Origin of the sequence: Sutterella sp., assembly GCF_030539355.1 — a bacterium.
In the GTDB taxonomy this organism is placed as follows: Bacteria; Pseudomonadota; Gammaproteobacteria; order Burkholderiales; family Burkholderiaceae_F; genus Sutterella.
In genome coordinates this window covers 1-1,685 of sequence record NZ_JAUNSF010000199.1, presented here as the reverse complement: position 1 = coordinate 1,685, position 1,685 = coordinate 1, and the positions used below count along the sequence as shown (strand labels likewise).

Annotated in this window: 1 protein-coding gene and 1 pseudogene; both read right to left on the bottom strand. The window is 64.7% G+C overall.

Going from position 1 to position 1,685, the window contains the following annotated elements; all coding sequences use genetic code 11:
* Positions 1–51: 51 nt before the first annotated feature.
* Positions 52–1,155: a type VI secretion system protein TssA gene (gene tssA, locus Q4F91_RS13500; protein WP_303338251.1), complete on the bottom strand. Its 1,104-nt coding sequence runs from the start codon at positions 1,153–1,155 to the stop codon at positions 52–54.
* 339 nt (positions 1,156–1,494) lie between these two features.
* Positions 1,495–1,685, bottom strand: a pseudogene (locus tag Q4F91_RS13495) (type VI secretion system contractile sheath large subunit); the annotation flags it as partial.

Sequence of the window (1,685 nt, the reverse complement as noted above, 5' to 3'; positions counted from 1 at the left end):
AGGAATTTGTCGCCCAGATGCCTCTCGGGTGTGCATTAGGCGGCTTTCAGGTTACCAGCCGGACTCGTCCTTGGGCTTGGGCACGCCGAGCTGCTCGCGGCCGCGCTCAAGCGCGTTCGCGTCAATCTCGCCGAGCAGATCGATGAAGTTCATCTCCGCCATGCGCAGCGCCCGGTTGATGAGGAAGGGAACCGGGCTCGTGGGCTCGGCCGTCTGGAAATACTCGGCGCTCTTCTTCAGAAGCAGCAGCGCCTCGGCGCGGTTCGCCGGGTGGAACTCGGCGAGCGTGAAGCCCGCGGGCCGCACGCTGCGCACCGGCGCAGCCGCCGATGCCGCGGACGCGTAGACCTGCGGGGCGGCCCCGGCCGTGCCGACGGCCTCGGGCGCCGCGGCGGGCGCCTCCTCGGCGTCCGGCGTCTGAGCGTGCAGCGAATAGAAGCGCTCGAAGGCCTTCAGTTCCTTCTCGAGCGCGTCGAAGTTCACGTATCCCGAGTCCGCCATGGCCGTGTTCATCGCGTCGGCGATGTGCCTGACGGTCGCGAGGATGCCGCGGACGACCTCAAGCGACTCGCTCATGCGGCTCACGGGAACGCCTGACATCTCGGCGTTCAGAAGCGCGCCGTCCACGGGGCGGTCGCTCTCGATGACGCCGTTGGCGATGAGCAGGTCGCGCATGCGCCAGGGAAGGCCCTCGGCGAGCTTCACGTTCCTCAGGAGCGCGATGAACTTCATCTGGTCGCCGAAGCTCGTGAGATCGGGCGAGAGCATCTGAACGATGTTGACGCGCTCGGTCGGATCGTTGTCGTCGTCAGGGTCGAGCGCCGGCCAGCAGCCAGCCCAGTGCTCGGTGACAAGGTTCTCGAGGAGCTTGAGTCCGGAGGCGAACCCCGGGAGTCCCTCGAGCGCGAGCGAGGCGATCGAGAGGTAGACGGCGACGCGCAGGTCGCGCGTCCTGCCCCAGAGCTCGAGGCAGTTCTTTCTGAGCCCGCGCCAGTCCGGATCGTCGCCCGGGATGACGTTGTCGCCCATCACGGTCTCGGGAGTGCCGAGAGCGAGCGTCTCAAGCTCAAGATAGAGCGGATCGTACTCACAGTTCACGCCGCAGGGAGCGTCGGCGGAACAGGGTGCGAGCAGGGAGTTCGTATCGAGCGGCACGGTTTCGTCCTTGAGGGAATTGATTATTGAACAATAATCAAAAAGGATAATCGCTTCAGGTGCAATTTTACGACCCCAATGTTACGTATTCGACAGCCCCGTTACACGGCGTCGGTCACCGCAGACGTGCCGCGGGGACACCCTGAGGGGACCGTGGCGCCTCCTGGCGGTGCTGTAAACGCGCCGGTCCGTCCCGGATCGGCGCAGAATTCCGTGACAATTTTCCTTGTTTACAAGAGAAAACAGCCGCTTACAGCCTGAGGGTTCACAGACCGGGCCTGCCGGCTCGGCGGCCAAATGTAAATAAAAGCGTCAGAGTTTGCGAAGTCTTGCCGACGCTTATTTTGATGCGCGCGGAACACGGGTCGTGAGGCGCAGCGAGGTCGTGAGGCCCTCAAGCTGGTAGTGCGGGCGGAGGTAGAACTTCGCGCCGAAGCAGCCGGGCTCGCCCTCGATCTCCTCGACGGTGACCTTCGCCTCGGCGAGCGGGTACTTCGCCTTCACTTCCTCGGGCGCGTTCGGGTCGCTCG